This window comes from Streptomyces sp. NPDC006235, from assembly GCF_040613735.1.
In the GTDB taxonomy this organism is placed as follows: Bacteria; Actinomycetota; Actinomycetes; order Streptomycetales; family Streptomycetaceae; genus Streptomyces.
Genome location: NZ_JBEXSR010000028.1, coordinates 58,319 through 80,271, shown reverse-complemented (window position 1 = coordinate 80,271; position 21,953 = coordinate 58,319). Strand labels below are relative to the sequence as shown.

Genomic DNA, 21,953 nt, shown 5'->3' with positions numbered 1-21,953 from the left:
GGGCACGCATACTCAGAGGGTGACCGTCTACCAGCCCGCCGGTGAATCCGGCGCCGGCACCGGCCCCGCGCGCGGGCCGGACCCCGCCGCGTACGACGCCGTCGTGCTCGCCGGCGGTGCCGCCCGGCGCCTCGGCGGCGCGGACAAACCCGGTGTGCGCGTGGGCGGCCGGGCCCTGCTCGACCGGGTGCTCGCCGCGTGCGCGGGCGCCCGCGCCACCGTCGTCGTCGCCGCGCCCCGTCCGACGGCCCGGCCCGTGACCTGGGCCCAGGAGGACCCGCCCGGCGGCGGCCCGCTCGCCGCGCTCGACGCCGGGCTCCGGCACACCGCGGCGGAGCACGTCGTGGTGCTCTCCGCCGATCTGCCCTTCCTGCGGGGGCACACGGTCGACCGGCTTGTGAGCACGCTCCGGACGAGCGCCGCCGCCGGCGTGCTGCTGACCGACCCCGAGGGCCGTGACCAGCCACTCGTGGCCGCCTACGACGCCTCTCGGCTGCGCGAGGGGCTCGCGCTCCTCTCCGACCGGCACGACGGTCTCACCGGCCTCCCGCTGCGGCGGCTGATCGCCGAGCTGGACGTCACTCGCGTCTCCGACCCCGTCGCGTCCTTCGACTGCGACACCTGGGACGACATCGCCACCGCCAGGGCACGTATCAGGGAGCATGGGCACGTGTTGGATGAATGGATTTCCGCAGTCAAGGACGAACTCGGGATCGACCTCGACGTCGACACCCGCGGCCTGCTCGACCTCGCCCGCGACGCCGCCCACGGTGTGGACCGGCCGGCGGCGCCGCTGACCACCTTCCTCGTCGGCTACGCGGCCGCACGGGCGGGTGGCGGCCCCGAGGCGGTCGCCGAGGCCGCCCGCAAGGCCGCGGCCCTCGCCGTCCGCTGGAAGGAGGAGAGCACCACGGAGGCCCAGCCGTCCGGCTCCCAGCCCGACGTCGCCCCGGACGCGACGCCCGACACCCGCCCGGACGCCGGATGACCCCGCACGGCACACGCGCCGGTGAGGACGCCGAGGACCTCGACGTCGAGGAGGTACTCGCCCTCGTGAACAACAGCAATGACCTGCCCGGCCCCGCCGGGCGAGGCGAGGCGGACAGCCGCCGCGCCTCCGGCCCGCCGGAGACCTCTCCCCGGTCGGAGACCTCTCCCCGGCCGGACACCCGCCACCGCGCCACCCCCTGGCCGGAGGCCCGGGCCACCGCCGAACGCGCCGCCCGGGGCATCGCCCGGCCCACCCGCCGCCCGCCTGTCTCCGTGCCGCTCGAAGCCGCCCTCGGCCTCACCCTGGCCGCCCCCCTCGACGCCCTCACCGATCTCCCCTCCTTCGACACCTCGGCGATGGACGGCTGGGCGGTCGCCGGGCCCGCCCCCTGGGACGTCCGGGACGACGGCGTTCTGGCCGGGCACGCCGCGCCCGGGCCCCTGACCGACGGCGAGGCCGTCCGGATCGCCACCGGCGCCCGAATCCCCCCGGACACCACCGCCGTTCTGCGCAGCGAGCACGGCCGCACCGACGACAAGGGCCGCCTGTACGCCACTCGGGACGTCGTCCCCGGCCAGGACATCCGCCCACGCGGCCAGGAGTGCCGCAGCGGCGACCAGTTGCTCCCCGTCGGCGCCCTGGTGACCCCGGCCGTACTCGGGCTCGCCGCGGCGGCCGGGTACGACACCGTCAGCGCCGTCCCACGGCCTCGTGCGGAAGTCCTCGTCCTCGGCGACGAGTTGCTCACCGAGGGGCGGCCGCACGACGGTCTGATCCGGGACGTGCTCGGCCCGATGCTGCCGCCCTGGCTGCGGGCGCTCGGCGCCGAGGTAGCCGCCGTACGACGGATCGGCGACGACGCCGACGCCCTGCACCGGGCGATCACCACGTCCGACGCCGATGTCGTCGTCACCACCGGCGGCACCGCCGCGGGCCCCGTCGACCACGTCCACCCCACGCTGCGCCGCATGGATGCCGAACTCCTCGTGGACGGCGTCAAGGTGCGCCCCGGCCACCCCATGCTGCTGGCCCGCATCACGGAGACCCAGCACCTCGTCGGCCTGCCGGGCAACCCGCTCGCCGCCGTCTCCGGGCTGCTGACGCTCGCCGAGCCGTTGCTGCGGACCCTCGCCGCCCGCCCGGCCCCCGAGCCGTACACGCTGCCGCTCAGGGACGCCGTGCACGGGCACCCGTACGACACCCGGCTCGTCCCCGTCGTCCTGCGGGGTGACCAGGCCGTGCCGCTGCACTACAACGGACCGGCCATGCTGCGCGGCATCGCGGCGGCCGACGCCCTGGCCGTCGTGCCCCCGGGCGGTGCCTGCGCGGGGCAGGAGGCGGAACTGCTCGACCTGCCCTGGGCGTCCGGAGGAATCGGGGTGTGTTTCACGTGAAACTTCCGGGCCAGGACGCGATCGCCCGCCAGGCGGACGAGCATCTGGTGACCCATCGGGTGAAGCTCCCGCGGAAAGTGGTGGAGCACCCGATCCGCCAGGTCGCCAAGCGGCTCTCCATGGCACTGGTGGTCCTCGTCGCGACCGCGCTGATCGTCTTCCTCGACCGCGACGGTTACAACGACAACGGGGGTGGCGGCCTCACCCTCCTCGACGCGTTCTACTACGCGACCGTCACCCTCTCCACCACCGGCTACGGCGACATCACCCCGGCCAGTGACACAGCCCGGCTCACGAACATCCTCGTCATCACGCCCCTGCGCGTGCTGTTCCTGATCATCCTGGTCGGCACCACCCTCGAAGCCCTCACCGAACGCACCCGGGAGGAGTGGCGACTGAACCGCTGGAGGTCCACGTTGCGCGATCACACCGTCGTCATCGGCTTTGGCACGAAGGGCAGGTCGGCGATCCGGACCGTCTGTGCGACGGGCCTGAAGAAGGAACAGGTCGTCGTGGTCGACCCCAGCTCCAAGGCGATCGACGCCGCGACCGCCGAGGGCTACGTGGGCATCATCGGGGACGCGACGCGCAGTGAGGTGCTCAAGCGGGCCGAGGTGCACAAGGCGCGTCAGATCATCATCGCCACCCAGCGCGACGACACGGCGGTCCTGGTGGCGCTGACGGCCCGGCAGCTCAACCGCGGGGCGAACATCGTGGCCGCCGTGCGGGAGGAGGAGAACGCGCCGTTGCTGAAGCAGTCGGGTGCCGACGCGGTCATCACCAGTGCCAGCGCCGCCGGCCGTCTGCTCGGCCTGTCGGTGCTCAGCCCTTCCGCGGGCATGGTGATGGAGGACCTCATCCAGCAGGGCAGCGGGCTCGACATCGTCGAACGGCCGGTGGTCAAGGCCGAGGTGGGCAAGACCCCGCGGGAGATCACCGACCTCGTGGTGAGCGTCATACGCGGTCACCGGGTGCTCGGCTACGACGATCCGGCCGTCGGGACGCTGGAGCTGACGGACCGGCTCATCACGATCGTGCGGGCGACGCCCGGCTCACAGATCGCGCCCGACGTCCGCCCGTTGCCGCCGATGCCCCGCAGCTGACCGGCAGGACGAGAGGCCGGCCGCCGCGCACTCACTTCGTGCGCGACGGCCGGCCACATCCCTTCTCGGGCCTACTTCCGGTTGTACAGCCGCATCGTGATCGGTCCGAAGACCAGCACGAACAGTCCGGCCCAGCCCAGTGACCAGGCGACCTCGGCGGTCGGCCAGTCGCCGCCCATCAGTCCGCGCACCGCCGACGCCAGATGCGTGATGGGGCTGTTGTTGACGAAGGCCTGGAGCCAACCCGGCATGGTCTTCGGGTCGACGAAGACGTTGGACAGGAAGGTGAGGGGGAAGATCACCATCATGCTGACGCCCATCACCGACTTCTCGGACCGCAGCATCAGCCCGAACATGGTCCAGATCCACGAGAAGGCGAACGAGAAGAGCACCAGCAGGGCGATCCCGGCGAGCACACCGCCGATCCCGCCGTCCGGCCGGTAGCCGAGGATGATGCCGACGGTGAGCATCACGACGGACGCGATCGTGTACCGCAGGGCGTCGCCGAGCAGATAGCCGACCATCGTCGAGGGCCGCCAGATCGGCAGGCTGCGGAACCGGTCGAAGACGCCCTTCTCGATGTCGGTGTTGACCGAGACGCCCGTGTACATCGTGATCATCACGACCGACATCACGAGGATGCCCGGCAGCAGGAACTGGATGTACTCCTTCGGCGAGCCCGCCAGCGCCCCGCCGAACAGGTACGTGTACATCAGCACCATCATGATCGGGAACGCCGTGACGTCGAAGAGCTGCTCCGGCACGTGCTTGATCTTGAGGATCGCCCGCCAGCCGAAGGTCATCGAGGTCGACCAGGCGCTGGGCCGGGGCGGACGCTCCTTGGAGACGAGCAGCGCGGCGAGGGATTCGGCGCTGACCGGGGCGAGTTCCTTGCTCTCGGTGGTCGTCGCGGTGCTCATGCCGCCACCTCGTCCTTCGGGTCGTCGGAGTGGTCGGAGGAGTCGTGCGTGTCATGCCCGGTGAGGGCGAGGAACACCTCGTCCAGGCTGGGCTGGCCCAGTGAGAAGTTGTCGACGGTGATCCCGGCGTGGGCCAGCTCGCTCAGCGCGCGGGACGCCTGCTGGGCGGCGTTGTCGGCGTTCGCCGCCGCACCGAGGCGGGCGGTCAGGGCCACCGGGTCGTGTTCCAGCTGCACCTGCGCGTCGAGGGTCCGGCGCAGCAGGTCCGCCGCCAGGTCCCGCCGGTCCGGATCCCTCAGCCTCAGATGGACGGACCCGGCGCCGACGGACGACTTCAGCTCGCCCTTGGTGCCCTCGGCGATCACCCGGCCGCGGTCGATGACGGCGATCCGGGACGCCAGCTGGTCGGCCTCGTCCAGGTACTGCGTGGTCAGCAGCACGGTGGTGCCCTGGGCGACGACGGCCCGCACGATGTCCCACACCTGGTTGCGGCTGCGCGGGTCGAGGCCGGTCGTCGGCTCGTCGAGGAACAGCAGGTCGGGGGTGTTGAGGATGGACGCCGCGATGTCGATGCGGCGCCGCATGCCGCCCGAGTACTGCTTGACCTGCTTCCCGGCCGCCTCGGTGAGCCCGAAGGCCTCCAGGAGCTGGGCGGCGCGGTCCCTGGCGGCCTTCTTGTGGTGGCCGAGCAGCCGGCCCAGCAGGACCAGGTTCTCGGTGCCGGTGAGATCCTCGTCCACCGACGCGTACTGGCCGGTGAGGCTCACCCGGCCGCGCACCTCGTCGGCCTCGCGGACGATGTCGTGGCCGAAGACATGGGCCTCGCCGCCGTCCGGCCGGAGCAGCGTGGCGAGCATCTTCACAGTGGTGGTCTTGCCCGCGCCGTTCGGGCCGAGGACGCCGTAGACCGTGCCCGCGGGCACGGACAGGTCCACTCCGTCGACCGCCCTCGTCTCGCCGAAGGTTTTCACCAGGCCCGCGGTCTCGATCGCCAGGCCGGACGTCTGCGTGCTCATGTGTCGGGTCCTTCCGAGTACGTGGGCTACGCATGGGGAGACCTTCACCGTCGCGCAAACTCATCGGTCCCGCATACGGATGCCGGAAAGGACCGGACCCATGACGGATGCGGGGTCGGTCCGGGGGCGGAGGGAAGTCGGTCCGGCGACCGAGGAGTACCGTCCCCTTCATGCATGCGATCACGATTCCCGAACCTGGTGGGCCCGAGGCGCTGGTCTGGGACGAGGTCCCGGATCCCGTGCCCGGCGAGGGCGAGGTCCTGGTCGAGGTGGCGGCCGGTGCCGTCAACCGGGCCGACATCCTGCAACGGCAGGGCTTCTACGACCCGCCGCCCGGCGCGTCGCCCTACCCCGGCCTGGAGTGCTCCGGGCGGATCGCCGAGATCGGCCCCGGGGTCTCCGGCTGGAACGTGGGCGACGAGGTGTGCGCGCTGCTCTCCGGCGGCGGCTACGCCGAGAAGGTGGTTGTGCCCGCCGGACAGCTGCTGCCGGTGCCCGAGGGCATCGCACTGACGCAGGCCGCGGCCCTGCCCGAGGTGACCTGCACGGTCTGGTCGAACGTCTTCATGATCGCCCATCTGCGCCCGGGCGAGACGCTGCTGGTGCACGGCGGCTCCAGCGGCATCGGCACGATGGCGATCCAGCTGGCCAAGGCGGTCGGCGCGAGGGTGGCGGTCACGGCCGGTACGAAGGAGAAACTGGACCGGTGCGCCGAACTGGGCGCCGACATCCTGGTCAACTACCGCGAGCAGGACTTCGTCGAGGAGGTCCGCAAGGCCACGGACGGCGCCGGTGCCGACGTCATCCTCGACAACATGGGCGCCAAGTACCTGGAGCGCAACGTCAAGACCCTCGCCGTCAACGGCCGTCTCGCGATCATCGGCATGCAGGGCGGCATCAAGGGCGAGCTGAACATCGGCGCCCTGCTCGCCAAGCGTGCCGCCATCAGCGCGACGTCCCTGCGCGCCCGGCCGCTGGAGGAGAAGGCGGCCATCGTCGCGGCCGTGCGGGAACACGTCTGGCCCCTGTTCGCCGGCGGCCACCTGCGCCCGGTCGTCGACCGCGAGCTCCCGATGCCGGAGGCGGCCGCCGCCCACCGGGTCGTGGAGGAGAGCGGCCACATCGGCAAGGTGCTGCTGATCACCCCGCAGGGCGCTTGAGGCGGCAGGTCCTAGACCCGCCGCAGCCGCAGGGCGAGGAAGGCGAGTCCGAGGCCGAGGCCGATCAGCACCAGGCCGCTGCCCAGCGGCAGGATGCGCAGGACCGGTCCGACGGGGCGGTCGGCGCGCGCGGCGGCGGCCTCCCGTACGGGCTGCTCCGTCGGGGCGGAGGGCTCGGGAACGGCTTCCCGGGACTCCTCGGGCACGGCGGTGGCCTCACCGGCGCCGCGCTCCTCCTCGGCGTCCTGCGCCCGCCCCGGCCGCTCCCGCCCCTCACCGGCCCGGCTCCCGGCCCGTGAGGGCTCACCCGGGGCGGACGGGGCGGAGGGAGCGGCGAGGGCGCCTCCACCCGGGTCGTCGTACGACCGGACGGACTGGACAGCTCCGTACGAGACGCATGCCCCGTACGGTGAGACGACCGCACCCGCCCCCAAGGCGACCACCAGTCCCGTCGCCCGCAGTGCGCGTTGCCATGGAGTCACGTTGGTGACCCCCTCCCGCCGTGCCCGGTAGGGCAAGATCGGCAAGTTCGGTCAGATCGAGGCCATCAGCCTCACACCGCCCCCCACGTCCGGCACTCCGGGTTCGGCCGACAGGCGGAACCGCGCCCGGCCGCCGCACCTGACCGGGAGCCGGATTCACCCGTTGGTGAGCAACCCGGGGCGCCACTCGCACGTCTCCTCCAACACGGTGGATCAGCCTCCCGCGGGGGCACCACGGAGGTGAGGTGCAGGCGTGCGAGAGAATGGCGGCATGGAGATGCCGAGGAACGAAAGGTCGCCGGAGAACCCGCAGATCCTGGTCGTGGGCCAGGACGGCATGGCGCTCAGTGGCGGCGGCGGTGACGAGGACTCCCGCGAGACCCCGGTCACGGAACAGGTGGAGCAGCCCGCGAAGGTCATGCGGATCGGCAGCATGATCAAGCAGCTTCTGGAGGAAGTGCGCGCGGCTCCCCTGGACGAGGCCAGCCGGGTCCGGCTCAAGGAGATCCACGCCAGCTCGGTGAAGGAGCTGGAGGACGGTCTGGCGCCCGAGCTGGTCGAGGAGCTGGAGCGGCTTTCGCTGCCCTTCACGGACGAGACGACCCCGAGCGACGCGGAACTGCGCATCGCGCAGGCCCAGCTGGTCGGCTGGCTGGAGGGTCTCTTCCACGGGATCCAGACGACGCTGTTCGCCCAGCAGATGGCGGCCCGCGCCCAGCTGGAGCAGATGCGCCGCGCCCTTCCGCCGGGCGTCGGGCATGACGGCCTCGACGAGCAGCCTCCGGGCGGCCGTTCGGCCGGCCGCACGGGCGGACCGTACCTGTAGCGCGTCCGCGCACCCGCCATGCGAAGGGCCCGGCAGCCTCGGCTGCCGGGCCCTTCGCGCGGGTGGATCAGGCCGGCGGGTTGCCCGTGGAGACGCCGAGCACGATCTCGGGCATGTTCTTCGGGTCCACGTCGGTGTCGGCGGGCGGGAACTGGTTCATGACCGCGCCGTCGCCGTAGGTGTTCTCGTCGACGTTGTTGATCTTCTTGCCCCAGCCGGCCGCCTGGAGGCAGGCCTTGACCGAGGTGATGTCCTTGAACTTGAAGTCGGGCATCCGGATCTTGTCGGGGTCGTTGTACGACTCCTGCGGCTCCGTGCACTCCTCGGTGTCGATCGTCCTCGAGGTGTCCGGCCCGCGGTAGCCCGGCTTCTTCGCGGCCGACGCCGACGCACTCGCGCTGTTGCCCCCGCCGCCCTGGTCGTCCTCGCCGCCGTTGTTCATCAGCAGGGCCGCCATCAGACCGCCGACCGCGACGACGGACACCACGATCGAGCCGATGATCACCGGCTTGTTGCTCTTGCCGCCGCCCGCGGAGACCTGCGCGGTCTGCGGCGAGAGGTTGTACGGCGGCGGGGTCGACGGACCCGGCTGCGGCGAGTACGCGGCGGCAGACGGCGTCTGGTAGCCGCCCTGCTGCGGGTAGCCGTAGGCCGGGGACGGCGCCCCCGGGGCGGGCGTGCCGTACGGGGTCGGGGTCGGGGTCGGGGTCGGCTGGTACGGCGTCTGCACCTGGCCCGACGGCGCCGGGGTCGCCTGGTCGACCGGCGGGAACACGGCCGAGCCGACGCCCGCGCCGCTCGGGGCCTGCGTCCCCGGCACGATGCTCGGCGGGGCGGCCTGGAAGGACGACGCCACGCGCAGGCACTCGTCGCGCATGGCCTCGGCGCTGGGGAAGCGCTCGTTCGGGTTCTTCTTCAGCGCGCGGGCGATCAGCGCGTCCACGGCCGGGGGCAGCGAACGGTTGACCGAGGACGGAACCGGCGGCTCCTCCTGGACGTGCGCATACGCTATGGCCAGCGGCGAGTCCGCGTCGAACGGCAGCCGTCCGGTGACCAGTTGGAACAGCATGATGCCGACCGAGTACAGGTCGGAGCGGGCGTCCACACCGCGGCCGAGGGCCTGTTCCGGCGAGAGGTACTGCGGGGTGCCGACGACCATGCCGGTCTGCGTCATCGACGTCACACCGGACTGCATGGCACGGGCGATGCCGAAGTCCATGACCTTGACCACGCCGCGCTTGGTCATCATCACGTTGCCCGGCTTGATGTCCCGGTGGACCAGCCCCATCTCGTGGCTGATCTCCAGCGCGGCGAGCACGTCCGCGGTGATCTTCAGCGCCTTGTCGGCGGGCATCGCGCCCTGCCGGCGCACGTCCTCGTCGAGCACCGAGCCGAGCGGGCGGCCCTCGACGTACTCCATGACGATGTACGGCGTCGTCATGCCGTCGAGGGTGTCCTCGCCGGTGTCGAAGACCGAGACGATGTTGGTGTGCGTGAGCTTGGCCACGGACTGGGCCTCGCGGCGGAACCGCTCGCGGAAGGCCTGTTCCCGACCGAGATCGGTGTGAAGTGTCTTGATCGCGACCTGCCGGTCGAGCACGCTGTCGTACGCGAGGTGCACCGAGGCCATGCCGCCCTGGCCGAGCAGATCACGCAGCTGATAGCGGCCACTGGCGAGCGCCTGCCCCGAGTACTGGCCCTGTGCGCCGTCCTGGCTCATGTTCCGTTTCCCCCGTAGCCCTTGAGGCGCCGCCGACTGTCGCTGGTCCGACGCTGATCCGCGCGATCCGCGTTGATCCAAACCGCCATTCCCGGCCAAGTCTGCCCCAGGGCACTGACACGTCAAGCTCGGTGCCCGTTCCGTGACCGTACGCGAAAGAAGCGTCGCGGAAGCGTTACAGGGGACGTACCGCCGGTCCACAGAATTTGCACGACAGTACGGAGTAAAGGTTTCATGACCCGTCCGTCCCGTGCCGGTCCTGGCACCCCGTCTCGGACCGGCGGCTTGCGCGGAGGCTGTAGCGTGGCCGACGGAGACCGTAACAACACCGCGCGCACCGCGGGCAGAAACGACGGCGAGGACTGATGGCACAGCAGCAGCGCGCTCAGGGCCCGTCCGACCCCGAGGCGAGTGGCGGCGGCATGTCGGACGCGCCGGAGTCCTGGGGTAACGGCGGGCTCGTCGGGGACGGCCGGTACCGGCTGACCCACAGACTCGGCCGGGGCGGCATGGCCGAGGTGTTCGCCGCCGAGGACGTCCGCCTCGGGCGCACCGTCGCTGTCAAGCTGCTCCGTTCCGACCTCGCCGAGGACCCGGTGTCCAAGGCGCGCTTCACGCGCGAGGCCCAGTCGGTCGCCGGCCTCAACCACCACGCGATCGTCGCCGTGTACGACTCCGGCGAGGACGTCGTCGGCGGCCAGTCCGTGCCCTACATCGTCATGGAGCTGGTCGAGGGCCGCACGATCCGCGACCTGCTGCTGAACGCCGAGGCGCCGGGCCCCGAGCAGGCCCTGATCATCGTCTCGGGCGTCCTGGAGGCGCTCGCCTATTCGCACCAGCACGGCATCGTGCACCGCGACATCAAGCCGGCCAACGTCATCATCACGCACAACGGCGCAGTGAAGGTGATGGACTTCGGCATCGCCCGCGCCCTGCACGGCGCGCAGTCGACGATGACGCAGACCGGCATGGTCATGGGCACCCCGCAGTACCTGTCGCCCGAGCAGGCGCTCGGCAAGGCCGTCGACCACCGTTCCGACCTGTACGCGACGGGCTGTCTGCTCTACGAGCTGCTCTCGCTGCGCCCGCCGTTCACCGGCGAGACCCCGCTGTCGGTGGTCTACCAGCACGTCCAGGACATCCCGACGCCTCCCTCCGAGGCCTCCGACGCCTGTCCGCCCGAGCTCGACGGCCTGGTCATGCGCTCCCTCGCCAAGGAGCCGGACGACCGTTTCCAGACGGCCGAGGAGATGCGCGGGCTGGTCCAGTACGCGCTCCAGATGCTCTACGACCAGGGCGGCCACACCGGCACCTGGAACACCGGCCCGGTCGACATGCACGACGGCCGTCACACCCCGTCGGGCGGCTTCGCCGGCACGGCCGTGATGGGCCACCCCGGGGACCCCTCCGGCACCGCGCAGATCCCGTCGCCGATCCTGCCCGCCGGCTACGGCGGCGGGGACGACGGCGGCTTCGAGGGTCACGGCAACAAGGGCGGCGGCCGCGGCAAGCTGTGGATCCTCGCCGTGCTCGCGGTGATCGCCGTCGCGGCGGGTGTCGCCCTGGCGCTGCAGAACACCGGCGGTGACACGAAGGAGCCCGGCACCAAGCAGTCGCCGACCACCTCGCAGACGACCGACAAGAAGACGCCCAGCGCGACGCCGAGCGACGAGCCGAGCGACGAGCCGACCGACACGTCCACGGACGACGGCACCGGCACGAGCTCCGGCGGCGGCCAGTGGACGCCGTCGTACACCCCGTCCTACACGCCGTCGCAGAGCGCTCCCGAGACGCCCACCGGCCAGCCGACGGGCCAGCCGACCTCGCAGCAGCCGACCGACGAGCCGACGGATCCTGAGCCCTCGGACCCGGTGACGCCGCCGGACGACACGGGCGGCACCGACGCGGGCGGCGCGACCGGTGTCGTCGGTGGCGGCGGCGGTGAGGGCGGCAACTGACAGGCAGGGAAACTCCTGATCCACGCGCGCGTGGGACCCGGAAACGGGCCCCACGCGCGCGTGCTGTTTCGCCGCGCCGGAAGGTGGACTCTTCCCGTGACGTGGGTCACCGGGTTAACGTGCGGTTGCTCCGGCCTCCTGCAAGGCTGTGACCAGGGCCCCTTCCACACCTACCCGATTTACTTGGATATCCAAGCAAAATCCCAGGTCAGATGGGGTTTCGCAGAAATGTGATGCACTGGGTAACGTGCCTTTTGCAGGGCGCTCGCCGGGGCACCTGTCACGCCTGTTCCCGGCCGAGTGGCACCCACCCCGTGCCCCGGTGGTCGAGAACAGGTGAGCCGCACTGGCCTACCGGCAACCCCGGGGGCCGGACCGACGGAGGAGCACACGTGACCGTGGAGAGCACTGCCGCGCGCACACCGCGACGCAGCGCCGGAAGCAAGGCCGGCACCACCGGCACCAAGCGCACCACCCGCACGACCGCCAAGAAGGACGCCGGTGCCGAGCCCCAGCTCGTGCAGCTGCTGACGCCCGAGGGCAAGCGGGTCAAGAACGCCGAGTACGACAAGTACGTCGCCGGTGTCACCCCGGAAGAGCTCCGCGGTCTGTACCGCGACATGGTGCTCACCCGCCGCTTCGACGCCGAGGCGACCTCCCTGCAGCGCCAGGGCGAGCTGGGCCTGTGGGCCTCGCTGCTCGGCCAGGAGGCCGCCCAGATCGGCTCCGGCCGGGCCCTGCGCGACGACGACTACGTCTTCCCCACCTACCGCGAGCACGGTGTCGCCTGGTGCCGCGGCGTGGACCCGACCAACCTGCTCGGCATGTTCCGCGGCGTGAACAACGGCGGCTGGGACCCCAACGGCAACAACTTCCAGCTCTACACGATCGTCATCGGCTCCCAGACGCTGCACGCCACCGGCTACGCCATGGGCATCGCCAAGGACGGCGCGGACAGCGCGGTGATCGCCTACTTCGGCGACGGCGCCTCCAGCCAGGGCGACGTGGCCGAATCGTTCACCTTCTCCGCGGTCTACAACGCCCCCGTCGTGTTCTTCTGCCAGAACAACCAATGGGCCATCTCCGAGCCGACCGAGAAGCAGTCCCGCGTGCCGATCTACCAGCGCGCGCAGGGCTTCGGCTTCCCGGGCGTCCGCGTCGACGGCAACGACGTGCTCGGCTGCCTCGCGGTCACCCGGTGGGCGCTGGAGCGGGCTCGCGCCGGCGAGGGCCCGACTCTCGTCGAGGCGTTCACCTACCGCATGGGCGCCCACACCACCTCCGACGACCCGACCCGGTACCGGGGCGACGAGGAGCGCCAGGCCTGGGAGGCCAAGGACCCGATCCTGCGCCTTCGCCGCTACCTGGAGGCCTCAAACCACGCGGACGAGGGATTCTTCGCGGAACTGGAGGCCGAGTCCGAGGCGTTGGGCAAACGAGTGCGCGAGGCGGTCCGTGCCATGCCGGACCCGGACCACTTCGCCATCTTCGAGAACGTCTACGCGGACGGACACGCGCTCGTCGACGAGGAGCGCGCCCAGTTCGCCGCGTACCAGGCGTCCTTCGCCGACGAGGGGGGTAACTGAGATGGCCGACAAGATGGCTCTGGCCAAGGCGATCAACGAGTCGCTGCGCCGCGCCCTGGACTCCGACCCCAAGGTCCTGATCATGGGTGAGGACGTCGGCAAGCTCGGCGGCGTCTTCCGCGTGACGGACGGCCTCCAGAAGGACTTCGGCGAGAGCCGCGTCATCGACACCCCGCTCGCCGAGTCGGGCATCGTCGGCACGGCCATCGGCCTCGCCCTGCGCGGCTACCGCCCGGTCGTGGAGATCCAGTTCGACGGCTTCGTCTTCCCGGCCTACGACCAGATCGTCACGCAGCTCGCCAAGATGCACGCCCGCTCCCTGGGCAAGGTCAAGCTCCCGGTCGTCGTGCGCATCCCCTACGGCGGCGGCATCGGCGCGGTGGAGCACCACTCGGAGTCCCCCGAGTCGCTCTTCGCGCACGTGGCGGGCCTGAAGGTGGTCAGCCCCTCGAACGCGTCGGACGCCTACTGGATGATGCAGCAGGCCATCCAGAGCGACGACCCGGTGATCTTCTTCGAGCCCAAGCGCCGCTACTGGGACAAGGGCGAGGTCAACCCGGAGGCCATCCCGGGCCCGCTGCACAAGGCCCAGGTGGTCCGCGAGGGCACCGACCTCACCCTCGCCGCCTACGGCCCGATGGTGAAGCTCTGCCAGGAGGCCGCCGACGCGGCCGCCGAGGAGGGCAGGAACCTGGAGGTCCTCGACCTGCGCTCGGTCTCCCCGATCGACTTCGACTCGATCCAGGCGTCGGTGGAGAAGACGCGCCGCCTGGTCGTCGTCCACGAGGCACCGGTGTTCTTCGGCTCGGGCGCGGAGATCGCCGCGCGGATCACGGAGCGCTGCTTCTACCACCTGGAGGCCCCGGTGCTCCGGGTCGGCGGCTACCACGCGCCGTACCCGCCGGCCCGCCTGGAGGAGGAGTACCTGCCGAACCTGGACCGGGTGCTGGATGCCGTCGACCGCTCGCTGGCGTACTGAGGAGAGGGTCGTGACGACGATGACGGAAGCGTCCGTGCGCGAGTTCAAGATGCCCGACGTGGGCGAGGGGCTCACGGAGGCGGAGATCCTCAAGTGGTACGTCCAGCCCGGTGACACGGTCACGGACGGCCAGGTGGTGTGCGAGGTCGAGACGGCGAAGGCGGCCGTCGAGCTGCCCATCCCGTACGACGGCGTGGTCCGTGAGCTGCACTTCCCGGAGGGCACCACGGTCGACGTCGGCACGGCGATCATCGCGGTGGACGTGAGCGGAGGTGCCGCCCCCGCGGCCGAGCAGCCCGCCCCCGCGGCCGAGCAGCCCGCGCCCGCCGCCGAGCAGCCCCCGGCGCCCAGGCCGACGGACGAGCCGAAGGCGGAGGGCTCCGGCCGCCAGCCGGTCCTGGTCGGCTACGGGGTGGCGACGTCGTCCACCCGCCGCCGTCCTCGCAAGGGCCCCGAGGTCCCGGTGCAGCAGGCCTCGACGGCGATCCAGACGGAGCTGAACGGCCACGGGGCCGCGACCCCGGCCGCCCCCGCCGGCCTGGAACGCCCCCTCGCGAAGCCGCCGGTCCGCAAGCTGGCCAAGGATCTGGGCGTCGATCTGACGACGGTGGTCCCGACCGGCCCGGACGGCATCATCACCCGCGAGGACGTGCACGCGGCGGTGGCTCAAGCGCAGGCACCGCGGCAGGAGGCGCCCGTGGCCGCCGCCCCGGCGCCCGCACCGGCAGCGGTGTCGTACGACAGCGCCCGCGAGACCCGTATCCCGGTCAAGGGCGTCCGCAAGGCGACGGCGGCGGCGATGGTCGGCTCGGCGTTCACCGCGCCGCATGTCACGGAGTTCGTGACCGTCGACGTGACGCGCACGATGAAGCTGGTCGAGGAGCTGAAGCAGGACAAGGAGTTCGCGGGGCTGCGCGTGAACCCCCTCCTGCTGATCGCCAAGGCGCTGCTCGTCGCGATCAAGCGGAACCCGGACATCAACGCGTCCTGGGACGAGGCGGCCCAGGAGATCGTGGTCAAGCACTACGTGAACCTGGGCATCGCGGCCGCGACCCCGCGCGGCCTGATCGTGCCGAACATCAAGGACGCCCACGCCAAGACGATGCCGCAGCTGGCCGAGTCGCTGGGCGAGCTGGTGTCGACCGCCAGGGACGGCAAGACGTCCCCGGCGGCCATGCAGGGCGGCACGGTGACGATCACCAACGTCGGCGTCTTCGGCGTCGACACGGGCACGCCGCTCCTCAACCCCGGCGAGTCCGCGATCCTCGCGGTCGGTGCGATCAAGCTCCAGCCGTGGGTCCACAAGGGCAAGGTGAAGCCCCGTCAGGTCACCACGCTGGCCCTGTCGTTCGACCACCGCCTGGTCGACGGCGAGCTGGGCTCGAAGGTCCTGGCGGACGTGGCGGCGATCCTGGAGCAGCCCAAGCGCCTGATCACCTGGGCGTGAGCCGGTCGCGGCGGCCCCCTGCCCTCGGGCGGGGGGCCGCCGGCGTATGCCCGGAGGTGAACCGGCGGTACGCCGACGAGCACAAGAAGCGCCTCGGACCCGCCCAAGTACCCCACAGTAAGCGGTTTAGCCGGACATACGATCACTCTTCATGCGCGACCCCATGGTGCTCAGGGCCCAGAGATTCGTGAACTCCGTCTACGGCAGCCGTATCGGCACGACCGTGGAGGAAACCGGCGAGACCGACTGGGCGACCCTCTACGCCCTGACCCGCGCCCTCCAGTACGAGCTGGGCATCACGGCCCTGTCCGACAACTTCGGCCCCACCACCCTTTCGACGCTGACCGCCAAGTTCCCCGAGCTGAACGCGGACACCGTCCCCTCCCCCGACTTCTGCCGCATCATCCAGTCCGGCCTGTACTGCAAGGGCTACGACGGCGGCGACCTGGACGGCACGTACGGCGAGCGGGTCCGGGCCGCCGTCACGAAGCTCAAGACCGACATGGGCGTCGAGCAGGCCTTCCCCGGTGCCGATCTGACGCCCAAGGTGTTCAAGGCGCTGTTGACGATGGACTCGTACGTCCTCGGCCCTTCCGGCACCCGGCAGGTCCGCGACGTGCAGCAGTGGCTTAACGGGCGCTGTCTGAACCGGCAGGACTTCTTCGCCGTCGCCTGCGACGGACGCGTGTCCCGGGACCTGGCCCGGGCGCTGGTCCTCGGCACGCAGTACGAGCTCGGCATGGCCGACGGCACCGCCAACGGCAACTTCGGCCCCGGCACCCAGTCGGCCCTGAAGGCGCACCCCGTGCGGCAGGGCGACCGGGGCGTCTACGTCCAGCTGTTCTCGGCCGGGATGGTCGTGAACCGGCGGCCCGTCGCCCTCACCGACACCTTCGACTCCTACCTCGCCGCGGCCGTGCGGTCCTTCCAGAGCTTCGCCGCCCTCCCGGCCACGGGCGAGGGCGACTTCGCCACCTTCGCCTCGCTCCTGGCGTCCTACGGCGACCAGTCGCGCCAGGGCAAGGCCTGCGACACCGTCGCCAAGGTCACCCCGGCCCGCGCGGCGGCCCTCAAGGCCGCCGGGATCACGTACGTCGGCCGCTACCTCACCAACCCGAGTGCGACGTCCCTGCCGGAGAAGGCCATCCAGCCGGGCGAGTTGCAGGTCTTCGCCCAGAACGGCCTGCGCTGCTTCCCGATCTACCAGACCGTCAACAACGACGCCTCGGACTTCGACTACGTCGCCGGGCGCACGGCCGGGTACGCGGCGGTCAACGCCGCCCTCGACCACGGCTTCAAGAGGGGGACCCGGATCTTCTTCGCCGTCGACTTCGACGCGATCGACGCCGAGATCACCGCGAACGTCCTGCCCCACTTCAAGGGCATCAAGGAGGCGATGGCGGACTCCGGCCACCCGTACGAGATCGGGGTCTACGGCTCCCGCAACGTCTGCGCGCAGGTCGGCGCGGCCGGCTGGTCGACGGCGAGCTTCGTGGCCGACATGTCCCCGGGCTTCGACGGCAACGCCGGGCGCCCGCTGCCGAAGGACTGGGCCTACGACCAGTTCGTCATCCGCACCCTCGGCTCGGGCGACGGGCAGCTGGAGGTCGACGTCGACATCGCCTCGGGCCGTGACACCGGGCAGGGCTCGTTCGACCGGCCGCGGCCCGCAGTGCCGGACGTCGCCCTCGAGGAAAGCCAGGTGCCCGGGCTGCGGGCCGACCTCGCGCGCTACATGCGGTCGATCGGACGCCCGGACCTGGGCGGCGTCGGCGGTGACGCCGAGCTCTACACCAGCGCCCAGGCAGTCGAGGCGATCCAGGACCAGGACGGTCTGATCACCGAGCTGTCGCACACGTACACGATGCGCAAGGCGCTGATCCAGACGGCCGTGTACTGGGCCATGCGCGACTACAGCCTCGCCGACCAGGCCACCGACCAGCAGGTCGCCGACCACCACCAAGCCGGCTCCGGCCAGGTCAGGGACTCGCACACCGGCATCGGGCAGATCAGCGCCTCCGACGCCATCCAGGCCTGGAACCACTGCATCGGCTGGGGCTTCACCACCGGCGACCGCCGCGACCCGGCCAAGGACGCCGACCTCTGGTCCGTGTGGCAGCAGCTGAGCAAGGACAACGCGTTCAGCGTGCGCACCGCGGCCCTGGTCCACCTGTGGGGAACCCGGGGCAGGCCCGGCGGCCAACTGCCCCCCGGCGACCGCGTCACCACCCCGCGGTCCATGCGCCTGGACCTCGCCGAGTTCGAGATCACCGAGCTGCTGCGCCGCTACCGGGCCTGGGACCCCGACGTGGAGGCACAGACGCACCAGAGCCTGGCCGTCTACCAGATCTTCGAGAAGTACAACAGCATCGCCCGCAACGCGTGAAGCAACGCCAGTACCGCGTGAATCGCTGAATTGAGAGTCCGTTGAACCTCAACCTCCCCCACATCCCCCGTCTCACCCGCAGACGGTCAGGACCGGGCGCCGCGCACCGCCGCGGTCTGTCCCGCCGCGCCCTGCTCGGCCGTGTCGCCGCCGTCGGCGGTGCCGTGGGCGTCGCCGCCCTGCCCGTCTCGCACTTCCTGTCCCAGGCGTACGCCGACGCGCACAACCCCATCCCGGGCCGCGTGCGGGACGCCCTGCGCAGCGCGCAGGACCGGACCCGGCGCGTGCTGGCCGGTTCGCGCTCCCACAACGGCTGGGAGATGGAGAACGTCGCGGACGACGGCGGCACCGTCTACACCCGCCCCGTGCCCGGCACCCCGCTCGCGGGCATCGCGGTCCGCATGGGCGACGTGGAGACCGTCCTGGTCCATCTGGTGCGCCGGTTCCACTACGAGGTCGACCGGCTGCGCCGGGGCGACGCCGTGGGCTGGCACGACCCGTCCGGCGTCGGCAAGGGCCGCCCGGAGTCCAATCTGGCGTCCGGCACGGCCGTGCGGATCCGGCCCGGCTTCTACCCGCGCGGTGCCCGGGGCGGCTTCTTCCCGCAGCAGGAGGTCGTGATCCGCGACATCCTCGCCGAGCTCGACGGTGTCGTCCGGTGGGGCGGCGACGACCCCACGCCCGACGAGTCGCTGTTCTCCATCGACGTACGGCCCGGTGACAAGCGGCTGGCCGAGGTCGCGGGGCGGATCCGGGGCTGGCAGCTGGAGCCGGGAGCCGGTGCGGGCGCGCCGGTGAACGTGCTGGCCGGCGGCCGGCGCAAGGCGGCCCGGGCGCTGGAGCGCCGTCAGCGCACCGCTGTGTGACGAACGAAAGGGGGGCTCACCGCCGAGGCGGTGAGCCCCCCTTTCGTGCCTTTTCTCGTGACGGTCCTACTTCGCGAAGCCGTAGTTCATCAGCTTCGTGGCGTCCGTCTTGCGCGTGTTCTTGTCGGTCGACGCGAGGACCGTGCCGATGACCGTCTTGCCGTTGCGGGTGGCGGCGAAGACCAGGCAGAACCCGGCCTCCGGGCCGGAGCCGGTCTTCACACCGATCGCGCCGCTGTAGCTGCTCAGCAGCGGGTTGGTGTTCTCCCACGGGGCCATCGTCCGCGTGCCGCCGGACTTCGTGGTCGTCTTCGCCGTGTACTTCTTCGTCTTGACGACCGTGCGGAACATGGAGTTCTTCATCGCGCTGCTGGCGAGCTTCGTCAGGTCGCGCGGTGTCGAGTAGTTGGCGCCGTGACCGATGCCGTCGAACGAGTCGAAGTGGGTGTTCTTCAGACCCAGGTCCTTGGCGGTGGTGTTCATCTTGCCGATGAACGACTTCACGCGCGCCGCCCGCGTCGAGCCCGAGCCGAACTTGTCGGCGAGCGCGTACGCCGCGTCGCAGCCGGACGGCAGCATCAGGCCGTACAGCAGCTGGCGGACGGTGACCTTGTCGCCGACGATCAGCTTGGCGTTCGACGCCCAGTTGTTGTCGACGATGTAGTCGCTGTACGCCTTCTGGATCGTGACCTTGCTGTCCAGGTTGAGCTTCGGCTGCTTCAGCACCACCAAGGCGGTCATGATCTTGGTGGTCGAGCCGGTGGAACGGCGGGTGTCGGCCGCCTTGGTGTAGAGCGACTTGCCGGTCGCGTTGTTCATCACATAGCCGCCCTTGGCGGCGATGGAGGGCGCCGTGGCGGCCTGCGCGGGCGCAGCGGTGAGGGCTCCGGTCGCCAGCATGGCGCCAGTGGTCAAAGCGGCGGCCGCGGCTCTGCGGAGACGTGTGCCCTGAATGGCGGTTATCAAGTGAAGTACCCCGATTGCGTCGAATGCCCCAACGGTGCGGCCGAGTTGAGGACGAGGGGAAAGGGGGCCGCACGTGTCTGACTCGTAACTAGCACACGTGGTTGTGTCATTGCCGAGCCGGGCCCCCTCTTTGCCACAGATGTGTGACATTCGAGTCCGCATACTGGACGAATGCATCCATGCGTCCCTGTTGTATCTATGCTGTCGGCATGCCCCTGGCCGTGAAGCAACCTCCCGCCGCCGACCGCGTCTACGCCCACGTCAAACAGGGCGTCCTGGAGCGCCGTTACGAGGGCGGGACCCTGCTCACCGAGGGCGAGCTCGCCGAGGCCGTCGGGGTCTCGCGCACGCCGGTGCGCGAGGCGCTGCTCCGGCTGGAGGCCGAGGGGCTGATCCGGCTCTATCCGAAGAAGGGCGCCCTCGTCCTGCCCGTCTCCGCCCAGGAGATCGCCGACGTCGTCGAGACACGGCTGCTCGTCGAGGAGCACGCGGCGCGCAAGGCCGTGCCCGCGCCCCCCGGGCTCATCGAGCGCCTGGAGGAGCTGCTGGCCCGGCAGAAGCGGCAGGCCGCCGAAGGAGACCTCGCCGGGGCCGCCGTCACCGACCGCTGCTTCCACGCCGAGATCGTCCGCAGCGGCGGCAACGAGATCCTGTCCCGGCTCTACGACCAGCTGCGCGACCGCCAGCTGCGGATGGGCGTCGCCGTCATGCACTCCCACCCCGACCGGATCGCCAAGACCCTCGCCGAGCACGAGGAGATCCTCGACGCGCTGCGCACGGGGGACGCCGAGGCGGCCGTCGGACTGGTCCACCGGCACATCGGCTGGTTCTCGCACCTGGCCCGGGGGGAGGTCCGATGAGCAGCACGACGCTGCCGGGGGATCCGCCGGGCGGCCGGCGCGCGCTGGCCGTCTGGGGCATCGGCGTCTCGGTCTACTTCGTCGCGGTCATCTTCCGCACGTCCCTGGGCGTCGCCGGCCTCGACGCGGCCGACCGCTTCCACGTCAACGCCTCCGCGCTCTCCACGTTCTCCATCCTCCAGCTGCTGGTCTACGCGGGCATGCAGATACCCGTCGGCCTGCTCGTCGACCGGCTCGGCACCAAGAAGGTGCTCGCCCTCGGGGCGGTGCTGTTCACGGCCGGGCAGCTGGGTTTCGCGTTCTCCCCCTCGTACGGCATGGCGCTCGCCTCCCGGGCGCTGCTCGGCTGCGGTGACGCGCTGACGTTCATCAGCGTGCTGCGGCTCGGCACGCGGTGGTTCCCGGCCCGGCGCGGGCCGCTCGTCGCCCAGTTCGCGGGGCTCGCGGGCATGGCGGGCAACCTCGTCTCCACGCTCGTCCTGGCCCGGCTGCTGCACGGCGTCGGCTGGACGCCGGCCTTCGCGGGCAGCGCGGTCGCCGGGGCCGTGGTGTTCGTCCTGGTGCTGCTGTTCCTGAAGGACCACCCGGAGGGCCACGAGCCGGAGCCGCTCCCGCACCAGGGCGCGGCCTACGTACGGCGGCAGATCGCCGCCGCCTGGCGGGAGCCGGGGACACGGCTCGGACTGTGGGTGCACTTCACGACCCAGTTCCCGGCGATGGTGTTCCTGCTGCTGTGGGGCCTGCCGTTCCTCGTCGAAGCACAGGGACTGTCCCGGGCCACGGCCGGCGAACTCCTCACCCTCGTCGTGCTCTCGAACATGGTCGTCGGCCTGGTCTACGGGCAGATCGTCGCCCGGCACCACGGGGCGCGGCTGCCGCTCGCGCTCGGCACGGTCGGGACGACGGCGACCCTGTGGGCGGCGACGCTGGCCTACCCCGGTCCGCACGCCCCGATGTGGCTGCTGATCGTGTTGTGCGCGGTGCTCGGGGCCTGCGGGCCCGCCTCGATGCTCGGCTTCGACTTCGCCCGCCCGGCGAACCCGCCCGAGCGGCAGGGCACGGCCTCCGGCATCACCAACATGGGCGGCTTCGTGGCCTCCATGACCACGCTGTTCGCGGTCGGGGTGCTGCTGGACGCCACCGGCGACGACTACACCGTGGCCTTCTCGGTGGTGTTCGTCCTCCAGGCGCTCGGGGTCACGCAGATCCTGCGGCTGCGCAAGCAGGCGGCCCGGCGGGAGCGGGAGCGGCTGGTGGCGAGCCGGGTCGAGACGGTGCACGTGCCGGCGTAGG

18 protein-coding genes are annotated in these 21,953 nt (G+C 71.4%); 13 read left to right on the top strand and 5 right to left on the bottom strand.

What is annotated here, in order from left to right; genetic code table 11:
• Positions 1 to 19: 19 nt before the first annotated feature.
• Genes ABZ192_RS28065 through ABZ192_RS28055 form a run of 3 tightly spaced genes read left to right on the top strand, consistent with a single transcriptional unit; the run spans position 20 to position 3,488 of the window.
• Positions 20 to 988, top strand: a complete 969-nt coding sequence (locus ABZ192_RS28065; protein ID WP_356927253.1) for an NTP transferase domain-containing protein — start codon at positions 20 to 22, stop codon at positions 986 to 988.
• Positions 985 to 2,385 (top strand): molybdopterin molybdotransferase MoeA, encoded by a 1,401-nt coding sequence (locus ABZ192_RS28060; RefSeq protein ID WP_356927252.1) that lies wholly within the window; start codon positions 985 to 987, stop codon positions 2,383 to 2,385. Before ABZ192_RS28065 ends, ABZ192_RS28060 begins: the two co-directional genes overlap by 4 nt.
• Positions 2,382 to 3,488, top strand: coding sequence for a potassium channel family protein (locus ABZ192_RS28055; RefSeq protein ID WP_356927251.1), 1,107 nt, complete (start codon positions 2,382 to 2,384; stop codon positions 3,486 to 3,488). The genes ABZ192_RS28060 and ABZ192_RS28055 overlap by 4 nt, the downstream gene beginning before the upstream one ends.
• Before the next feature lie 71 nt (positions 3,489 to 3,559).
• Here the strand turns inward: ABZ192_RS28055 and ABZ192_RS28050 are convergent, their stop codons facing one another.
• Together ABZ192_RS28050 and ABZ192_RS28045 are read right to left on the bottom strand one after the other, a co-directional pair.
• Entirely contained in the window at positions 3,560 to 4,408 is an 849-nt protein-coding gene (locus ABZ192_RS28050) for an ABC transporter permease (RefSeq protein ID WP_356927250.1), read from the bottom strand.
• Positions 4,405 to 5,424 (bottom strand): ATP-binding cassette domain-containing protein, encoded by a 1,020-nt coding sequence (locus ABZ192_RS28045; protein ID WP_356927249.1) that lies wholly within the window; start codon positions 5,422 to 5,424, stop codon positions 4,405 to 4,407. The genes ABZ192_RS28050 and ABZ192_RS28045 overlap by 4 nt, the downstream gene beginning before the upstream one ends.
• 170 nt (positions 5,425 to 5,594) lie before the next feature.
• Here ABZ192_RS28045 and ABZ192_RS28040 point away from each other — a divergent pair, with 170 nt between their 5' ends.
• Complete coding sequence (locus tag ABZ192_RS28040; RefSeq protein WP_356927248.1) at positions 5,595 to 6,584, top strand: NAD(P)H-quinone oxidoreductase; 990 nt, start codon at positions 5,595 to 5,597, stop codon at positions 6,582 to 6,584.
• A gap of 11 nt (positions 6,585 to 6,595) precedes the next feature.
• On the opposite strand, the gene ABZ192_RS28035 is transcribed toward ABZ192_RS28040, so the two are convergent.
• A complete protein-coding gene (locus tag ABZ192_RS28035) occupies positions 6,596 to 7,066 on the bottom strand; it encodes a hypothetical protein (protein ID WP_356927247.1) in 471 nt (156 codons plus the stop codon).
• 271 nt (positions 7,067 to 7,337) lie between these two features.
• Between ABZ192_RS28035 and ABZ192_RS28030 the strand changes: the two genes are divergently transcribed.
• Entirely contained in the window at positions 7,338 to 7,892 is a 555-nt protein-coding gene (locus ABZ192_RS28030) for a bacterial proteasome activator family protein (RefSeq protein WP_356927287.1), read from the top strand.
• A 67-nt stretch (positions 7,893 to 7,959) separates the two neighbouring features.
• Here ABZ192_RS28030 and ABZ192_RS28025 read toward each other — a convergent pair whose 3' ends face one another.
• Positions 7,960 to 9,612 (bottom strand): protein kinase, encoded by a 1,653-nt coding sequence (locus ABZ192_RS28025; RefSeq protein WP_356927246.1) that lies wholly within the window; start codon positions 9,610 to 9,612, stop codon positions 7,960 to 7,962.
• Between the two features lie 365 nt (positions 9,613 to 9,977).
• Here ABZ192_RS28025 and ABZ192_RS28020 point away from each other — a divergent pair, with 365 nt between their 5' ends.
• The 6 genes from ABZ192_RS28020 to ABZ192_RS27995 all read left to right on the top strand — a co-directional run bounded on the left by ABZ192_RS28020 (position 9,978) and on the right by ABZ192_RS27995 (position 18,834).
• Positions 9,978 to 11,570: a protein kinase gene (locus tag ABZ192_RS28020; protein ID WP_356927245.1), complete on the top strand. Its 1,593-nt coding sequence runs from the start codon at positions 9,978 to 9,980 to the stop codon at positions 11,568 to 11,570.
• 392 nt (positions 11,571 to 11,962) lie between these two features.
• Positions 11,963 to 13,156 (top strand): pyruvate dehydrogenase (acetyl-transferring) E1 component subunit alpha, encoded by a 1,194-nt coding sequence (pdhA, locus tag ABZ192_RS28015; protein ID WP_356927244.1) that lies wholly within the window; start codon positions 11,963 to 11,965, stop codon positions 13,154 to 13,156.
• Between the two features lies 1 nt (position 13,157).
• On the top strand, positions 13,158 to 14,135 hold the full coding sequence (locus ABZ192_RS28010; RefSeq protein ID WP_356927243.1) for an alpha-ketoacid dehydrogenase subunit beta: 978 nt from the start codon (positions 13,158 to 13,160) through the stop codon (positions 14,133 to 14,135).
• Between the two features lie 10 nt (positions 14,136 to 14,145).
• Positions 14,146 to 15,582 carry a dihydrolipoamide acetyltransferase family protein gene (locus tag ABZ192_RS28005; RefSeq protein WP_356927242.1) on the top strand — a complete coding sequence of 479 codons (1,437 nt, stop codon included), beginning with the start codon at positions 14,146 to 14,148 and terminating at the stop codon, positions 15,580 to 15,582.
• Between the two features lie 151 nt (positions 15,583 to 15,733).
• Positions 15,734 to 17,968, top strand: a complete 2,235-nt coding sequence (locus ABZ192_RS28000) for a glycoside hydrolase domain-containing protein (RefSeq protein ID WP_356927241.1) — start codon at positions 15,734 to 15,736, stop codon at positions 17,966 to 17,968.
• Between the two features lie 41 nt (positions 17,969 to 18,009).
• Positions 18,010 to 18,834, top strand: coding sequence for a twin-arginine translocation signal domain-containing protein (locus tag ABZ192_RS27995; protein ID WP_356927240.1), 825 nt, complete (start codon positions 18,010 to 18,012; stop codon positions 18,832 to 18,834).
• A 66-nt stretch (positions 18,835 to 18,900) separates the two neighbouring features.
• Here ABZ192_RS27995 and ABZ192_RS27990 read toward each other — a convergent pair whose 3' ends face one another.
• Positions 18,901 to 19,800 (bottom strand): serine hydrolase, encoded by a 900-nt coding sequence (locus ABZ192_RS27990; RefSeq protein ID WP_356927239.1) that lies wholly within the window; start codon positions 19,798 to 19,800, stop codon positions 18,901 to 18,903.
• A 209-nt stretch (positions 19,801 to 20,009) separates the two neighbouring features.
• On the opposite strand from ABZ192_RS27990, the gene ABZ192_RS27985 reads away from it, so the two are divergent.
• Positions 20,010 to 20,660 carry a GntR family transcriptional regulator gene (locus ABZ192_RS27985; protein ID WP_356927238.1) on the top strand — a complete coding sequence of 217 codons (651 nt, stop codon included), beginning with the start codon at positions 20,010 to 20,012 and terminating at the stop codon, positions 20,658 to 20,660.
• On the top strand, positions 20,657 to 21,952 hold the full coding sequence (locus ABZ192_RS27980) for an MFS transporter (RefSeq protein WP_356927237.1): 1,296 nt from the start codon (positions 20,657 to 20,659) through the stop codon (positions 21,950 to 21,952). The genes ABZ192_RS27985 and ABZ192_RS27980 overlap by 4 nt, the downstream gene beginning before the upstream one ends.
• The last annotated feature ends 1 nt before the right edge of the window (position 21,953 follow it).

Excerpts from the sequence above, each read along its gene's own strand:
- ABZ192_RS28060 (WP_356927252.1), top strand. The coding sequence starts at position 985 with ATGACCCCGCACGGCACACGCGCCGGTGAGGACGCCGAGGACCTCGAC.
- ABZ192_RS28050 (WP_356927250.1), bottom strand. The coding sequence starts at position 4,408 with ATGAGCACCGCGACGACCACCGAGAGCAAGGAACTCGCCCCGGTCAGC.
- ABZ192_RS28045 (WP_356927249.1), bottom strand. The coding sequence starts at position 5,424 with ATGAGCACGCAGACGTCCGGCCTGGCGATCGAGACCGCGGGCCTGGTG.
- ABZ192_RS28040 (WP_356927248.1), top strand. The coding sequence starts at position 5,595 with ATGCATGCGATCACGATTCCCGAACCTGGTGGGCCCGAGGCGCTGGTC.
- ABZ192_RS28030 (WP_356927287.1), top strand. The coding sequence starts at position 7,338 with ATGGAGATGCCGAGGAACGAAAGGTCGCCGGAGAACCCGCAGATCCTG.
- ABZ192_RS28025 (WP_356927246.1), bottom strand. The coding sequence starts at position 9,612 with ATGAGCCAGGACGGCGCACAGGGCCAGTACTCGGGGCAGGCGCTCGCC.
- ABZ192_RS28020 (WP_356927245.1), top strand. The coding sequence starts at position 9,978 with ATGGCACAGCAGCAGCGCGCTCAGGGCCCGTCCGACCCCGAGGCGAGT.
- ABZ192_RS28010 (WP_356927243.1), top strand. The coding sequence starts at position 13,158 with ATGGCCGACAAGATGGCTCTGGCCAAGGCGATCAACGAGTCGCTGCGC.
- ABZ192_RS28000 (WP_356927241.1), top strand. The coding sequence starts at position 15,734 with ATGCGCGACCCCATGGTGCTCAGGGCCCAGAGATTCGTGAACTCCGTC.
- ABZ192_RS27985 (WP_356927238.1), top strand. The coding sequence starts at position 20,010 with ATGCCCCTGGCCGTGAAGCAACCTCCCGCCGCCGACCGCGTCTACGCC.
- ABZ192_RS27980 (WP_356927237.1), top strand. The coding sequence starts at position 20,657 with ATGAGCAGCACGACGCTGCCGGGGGATCCGCCGGGCGGCCGGCGCGCG.